Raw genomic sequence first — 5,226 nt, 5'->3', positions numbered from 1 at the left:
AACCGCTTGATGAACGCCCCGTCCGGGTCATGATCAATCCCCTGTTTGACCGGATTATAAATACGTATCGTATTAAACCCGGTCGTGCCAGACTGCATTTGAATCTGGCTGTAGTGAATGCCTGGTTCATAATCCAGAAAAAGTCCTGCCAGTGCATGACCGGGTTTCCGCCAGTCCAGCAGCAGCGTGTACCACAATCCTACCGCTGATGCTGATAATCCATCCAGTTCAATCTGATCGAAGAATCCATTCAATTCTCTTAAATAATTCATAAGTACCGCCTCTTTCTTTTTTGTATAAAAAAACTCCTCCATATCTATTATCGATTTGGAAGAGCGTTTCGGTCTCATATTTTTTTAAATTTTTTTATAGGCAGAGGTACTTTTTATTATGGCACCCAAATGTTTCGTACTTGTTCCGGATATAATAGTCGTTCAAAACTATGTAATAAAGGAAGCTGCCCCGTCTAATCAGAACAGCTTCCTTACTCTTCGGGTGGAAAGCCTTAAAATTTGAAACCAAATACAGCCACATCAATCGCATTTACCCCGGAATCTTCCGGTACCTCTGCTTTCATGACCAAATCGAGACCAGGCGCATGATAAGTTCGAGTAAGTTGTTCACCTGGATCAAGGATAAGTATATCCAGCACTAAAAAATTAACCTGATCAATTTTTGTTATTAATTTAAGAGTTACAGACCCCTCTGAAACAATCCGGTTTCCCGCAACGACTCGGATCGTGTAAAAAGGCTGAACGTGAATTCCACCAGCTTCCATTCCTGTCACCACTACCGTCTTCCCTGGTTCAATCGTCTGCCCGGCCGGTTCTGTCATAAAAAGAAGGTTATTCCCTCGTTGAGCTCGTTGAGACATGTAGCTCCCCTCTCATCCATTTTTATATCCTATGAAGAATGAAGGGGAAAAGGAATGATTAGTTTATGGACCCTGAACTTTTTAAAAGCTCCTCTGTCTTCAGGCTAACTCCCGGCCTTATATAGCGAGCCTTCATTTTACAGCTTCTTAAGCAGACCGTTACTCAAACAAACTTCTAAAAGCAGTTCCTTGTAACCACCCTCTTCAAACTGAATTCCGATTTGATCTCCGCCGTACTCTTTAATCACACCAGGACCAAACTTACTGTGAATGACCTCTAACCCCAGATCAATTTCATCGAGCTGAAGCAGACTTTCATCCGACAAATCAGATGCGGCATACTTACTCTTCTTAGAAGAAGAGGGTTCGCCTGCGGGCTGCACAATCTTCTTTACATTTGTTACAAAAATCGATTCTGTCACCCGTTCGCTACCTTTATAGTGATACGTCAGGAGTTCCAGGTTCGTCCGCGCCCTCGTCATCCCCACATAAAACAGACGTACTGCTTCTTCCATAGGACCATACTCTTTGTTACGGTAGCGCTCCATATCATTTTGTGACGGAACGACTCCATTAATGAGGTCGATCATATAAACCTTGTCATACTCTAAACCTTTAGCACTGTGAAAAGTGGTGAGCGTCAAATTGCTTTTATTCTTATTAAATTTAGACGTTTGTACGAGATGCTCCAATTCCTTCAAGCGATTGGCGAAGTCTTTTAGCGTCTCCAGACCTTCCGCAATCTTTTCCAACGTGTCGATGATGCCGAAAAGATGTTCCGCGTTAAAGCCGAATTTCTCACACGTTTTTTTGATCGCGTGGTCATAGCCAAGCTTTTCCCGGATCGTTCGAATAGCTTGATCCGGCGGCATTTGATTAATGGATTGGAACTGTTTCTGTGCTTTTGGAATGGCCTTCTTCTGATAGGAAGGCAGCTCACTCTCAAGCAGCGTGTCAAAAATAGATGTTTCTATCGGCACCTTCTTCAAGTAGGCGATCTGCCGCTTCGATATATAGGCATTGAATTTCATATGAATTCTTTCGAGAATATCAATCCTGCGGTCATTATAAGAAAAGCGCATGAAATTCAGCATATCTTCAACAATCCAGTGTTTGAAAAACTTCGGGTCAATATCTTTCATATAGAAGTGGACTCCCGCCTTGTCCAGCTTATCCGCAAGCGGCACCGCAGAAGCGTTATTCCGATAGAGGACAGCGACTTCCTCGCTGACTCCACTCTTTTTTATCTCTTCTGTCACATACTTCAACTGATCCTCATAATGATGCATCGTCTTGATAGCGACCGGCTGATCGGATGAATTGGCCGTGAACATTTCCTTTGGATAACGGTTCTGGTTACGCTTAATGAACTGATTAGAAGCCTGGACGATCTCCTGTGAGGAGCGGTAATTCTGAGACATCGTCATCACCGTGGCGCCAGGGTACTCCTTCTCGAACTGCAGCAGCTTCGTCACATCCGACCCGCGCCACATAAAGATGGACTGGTCATCATCTGCCACTACACAAAGGTTGTTTTGCGGCTTGGATAACAGCTTCACAATCTCATGCTGAACGACGGAATTATCCTGGCTCTCATCGGTCAGAAGATACTCGAATTTCTTCTGATATTTAGACAAAATGGCGGCATCATCTAATAAATACTGATAGCAATACGTCAGCATATCGTCGAAATCCAGTAACAGGTGCGCTGAATGATTTTTCTTGAAGCGTTCATAGGCTTGATAGATGGAAACCGCATTTTTAACGGTGCAGGTGATTTTGTCCAATTCCTTCCCAGAAGCCATCCGGTTCTTCACAAAGCTGATATAAGTCATCAGTTCGTCCATCTCGTCATCCGTCATTTGCGTGCCGTTCGTATCCTCATAAATCTTTTTCAAAATAAATTTCTTATGCAGGGGGACCTCTGGACCGTCCCAGCCTTTTTTCCATTCATCCTGCGGAACCTGCCCTTCGATTAGCTGAAAATCCTGATTTTTCTTACGCAGATACTCCCGAACGACTTGGAAGGCGAAGCTGTGAATAGTAGAAAAATGAACTTTCTCATTCGTTAAGCCGGAAAAGAACCGATCAAAACGTTCCGACATATCCCGGGCAGACGCTTTACTGAAGGTAATTGCCATTATCCTGTCCGCTCTCACTTTTTTCTCAAGCAATAAATAGCCGATCTTCATATTTAGTGTAGTTGTTTTACCTGAACCCGGGGACGCAAGAAGGAGCAGTGGCCCATCCGTGTGTAGAACCGCTTGTCTCTGCACGTCATTCAAACGGACACCCGTGGTTTCTTCCATGAATGCAAAGAAGTCCTTCGTCATAGGTACTTCCCTCCTTTCTATCCTTACTAACAAAGAAAAATAGATGGAAGAAGGTGTAGATGCCCTTCTTCCATCTATTCATATCAATCGATTGAGTACTCAGGCACCCAATATCCTTTTCACATTATATCTCTTATAAGAGTAGGATTCTACCTCTAGGGAGTGAATATTAATTAAATGAGGATGCGGTAACTTTTTCTCCTTCGCCACCGTTTCGATACCAGGATTGGGTCATGCTCGAGCGGAATCGAGGTGTAAAACTTGGTTCGTGTCCACATGCGGTGCTGTTAGCTACGTCTATTGCACCGTCAGAATCCTCCATTGCGCCGTCCACACTGAATTCCTTAGTTCGTATAAATTCTGCACAGCATCTTATACTAAATTTGAAAAGGAGGCGATACTCATGGCGAAGAGAACCAAGAAGAACGATCCGGAGCAAAAGCATAAAAATGGATTCGATCCGAAGAAAGCTGACACAGAATTTGCAGAAGGATTCGGCAGCGCAGAAGCCAATCGAACCCACAAAGAGGAAGCTAAACGCGCTAGAAAATCACATCGTCCTAACCAGGCTAACTAATGTTATAAAAAGACTTCTCCAATTGGAGGAGTCTTTTCCTTTTCCCACCTCAAAAGCTCTCCATACATCAATCTGCCCCTCTACAAATTCTAACGTCTGCGTGATTGCTTCCACGGTCCCTATGTTAGAATAATAGAGAAGGATTATAAGCTTAGGAGTGGACGACAGATGGACAAAAAAGATATAGCCGGGATCCGCAAACAGTTTAAAGTGGATAACGACCTCATGAAAATCTCAGATATTTTTAACGTATATATTATGAAAGAAACGACAGATATTTATCATCACCAGAGTCAGCCGTTTGAAATGCTCGACCAGGACCAGCAGGAACTGTTTATGAACAATTTCAAAAAGGTTTTGACCGGACAGCTGGATGAAAAATTATTTGAACTGAAATTTGTGCGAGAAGCCGAAGACCATAGTCAGCTTATTTTACATAAAGGACTATTGAGCACGAACGTCGAGGACTGGAAAGAACAAATGCTTAAGATGACCGAAAAGATGATTCGGGACAATCCTTATGAAAAGGATGTCGTCCTCACTTTTATCCGTGCCGAGTACTTGAAGCCGGCGAAGCGCCGCAATGACGAAGCAGAAGAAAGTGAACGTGACGCTGTTTATTCCAATTCCTTTATTCTGTGCAGTGTCAATCAGACGCAGGAGCCTAAGAAGGAAATCCAGTTCGACTACGTGGAGAAAGAATTCAAATATAAAATTGAGGTAGATCCTGTCATTGATCTCAAGCACCCGATGACTGGATTTCTATTTCCAACCATCACAGATGGGGCTTCTGATGTGAACCACGTTCTTTACGCTTCTGGAAAAGCCAATGAACCAGACTACCGCTTCATTGAAGACGTCTTAAACGGCGAAGAAATCATGACAGCGAAAGAAGATAAGGCCGTGTTCGAGGAAGTCATTAAAGATGTCGTCGGCGACCAGCTTAACCCTTCCACTCTCGCCAGTGTGTACGGGGAAATCAACCGCGTCGTGGAAGAAAATGAAGAGGATGAACCGCCAAGACTCGATTACAAGGACGTGGAGCGTGTGCTTACTCAGAGCGGAGAACAGGTCGACTCTGAAAAAGTAAAAACCGCTTTCCAGCGCGTAACGGATAACGAAACGTATGAACTTAAGGCAAGCAGCATTGTGCCTAAATACAAAACTAAATCGATCAAAATCAACACAAAAATCGCTAACATTTCCATCAGCCCTCAGGATCTGGAATATGTGAGACAGGTCAACTATAAAGGAAAACGTTGCATTATGATTGAAGTAGAAGAAGATGCAGAGATTGATGGATTTAAGATGCTTCCAGAAGCGTTTGGGGAGTACTAGTTATGACCGGTGCAGATAACAAATCAACACGGAGATTTTGCTAGACCTCCGTGTTGATTTTTACTTTTAAGTAAACCAAATAAATGAAGAGAGGAGAATGCCTC

The 5,226-nt window shown here is 43.4% G+C and carries 5 protein-coding genes; 2 read left to right on the top strand and 3 right to left on the bottom strand.

Annotated features, from left to right (window positions below):
- From WAM07_RS06000 to WAM07_RS05990, 3 genes are all read right to left on the bottom strand, one after another.
- Positions 1-272, bottom strand: a 272-nt coding sequence (locus WAM07_RS06000; RefSeq protein WP_422165596.1) for an FAD-binding domain-containing protein, incomplete at its 3' end; no start/stop codon positions are given.
- A 233-nt stretch (positions 273-505) separates the two neighbouring features.
- Positions 506-874 (bottom strand): hypothetical protein, encoded by a 369-nt coding sequence (locus tag WAM07_RS05995; protein ID WP_422165594.1) that lies wholly within the window; start codon positions 872-874, stop codon positions 506-508.
- Positions 875-1,011: 137 nt separating this feature from the next.
- A complete protein-coding gene (locus WAM07_RS05990) occupies positions 1,012-3,207 on the bottom strand; it encodes an ATP-dependent helicase (RefSeq protein ID WP_422165592.1) in 2,196 nt (731 codons plus the stop codon).
- Between the two features lie 403 nt (positions 3,208-3,610).
- Between WAM07_RS05990 and WAM07_RS05985 the strand changes: the two genes are divergently transcribed.
- Together WAM07_RS05985 and WAM07_RS05980 are read left to right on the top strand one after the other, a co-directional pair.
- Positions 3,611-3,784, top strand: coding sequence for a hypothetical protein (locus tag WAM07_RS05985; RefSeq protein WP_173380428.1), 174 nt, complete (start codon positions 3,611-3,613; stop codon positions 3,782-3,784).
- Between the two features lie 168 nt (positions 3,785-3,952).
- Positions 3,953-5,122: a DUF4317 domain-containing protein gene (locus WAM07_RS05980; RefSeq protein ID WP_422165591.1), complete on the top strand. Its 1,170-nt coding sequence runs from the start codon at positions 3,953-3,955 to the stop codon at positions 5,120-5,122.
- Positions 5,123-5,226 lie beyond the last annotated feature (104 nt).

The organism is Halobacillus sp., assembly GCF_049282395.1.
In the GTDB taxonomy this organism is placed as follows: Bacteria; Bacillota; Bacilli; order Bacillales; family Halobacillaceae; genus Halobacillus.
The sequence above is the reverse complement of the archived record's forward strand: the minus strand, read 5'-3'. Positions and strand labels throughout refer to the sequence as shown.

Coding starts and splice junctions, on each gene's coding strand:
- WAM07_RS05995 (WP_422165594.1), bottom strand. CDS start 874: ATGTCTCAACGAGCTCAACGAGGGAATAACCTTCTTTTTATGACAGAA.
- WAM07_RS05985 (WP_173380428.1), top strand. CDS start 3,611: ATGGCGAAGAGAACCAAGAAGAACGATCCGGAGCAAAAGCATAAAAAT.
- WAM07_RS05980 (WP_422165591.1), top strand. CDS start 3,953: ATGGACAAAAAAGATATAGCCGGGATCCGCAAACAGTTTAAAGTGGAT.
- WAM07_RS05990 (WP_422165592.1), bottom strand. CDS start 3,207: ATGACGAAGGACTTCTTTGCATTCATGGAAGAAACCACGGGTGTCCGT.